A 572-nucleotide genomic window follows, 5' to 3' on the forward strand; every position below is an offset into this window, starting at 1 on the left:
GGCCCCGCCGTCAACGCCGTGAGGGGACTCGTCCGCGGTACCGCGGGGGTGCCCACGCAGGACCGCATCGCCGGCAATGCCCTGCCGCCGGAGTGCCATATCGACCCGGAGACCGGGGCGGTCACCATGGCCGAGGGACAGGTCGTCAGCCTGACCCAGTGCTTCGGCTGCTGGACGCTGTGCGGCGTCCGCGCCCGGGTGGACACCGCGGGCAACCGGATCCTGCGCATCGCGGGCAACCCCTACAATCCGCTCTCCCACGAACGGCCCGAGGACTACACCACACCGGTGCGCGAGGCGTTCGCCCGACTGGGCGGCGAGTCCGGCCTGGACGGGCGCTCCACGGCCTGCGCCCGCGGCGCCGCCATGCTGGAGCAGCTCACCAGCCCCTACCGTGTCACCCGGCCGCTCAAGCGGGTGGGACCGCGGGGCAGTGGCCGCTGGCAGCGCATCAGCTTCGAGCAGCTCGTCGAGGAGGTCGTGGAGGGCGGCGATCTCTTCGGCGAGGGCCACGTGGACGGGCTGCGCGCCGTGCGCGATCTGGATACCCCGGTGGCCCCCGAAAGCCCCGA

Annotated in this window: 1 pseudogene; it reads left to right on the forward strand. The window is 73.6% G+C overall.

Annotated features, from left to right (window positions below):
• Positions 1–572: pseudogene (locus G7A99_RS24060) on the forward strand (tetrathionate reductase subunit TtrA); the annotation flags it as partial.

This window comes from Arhodomonas sp. KWT (assembly GCF_010993615.1).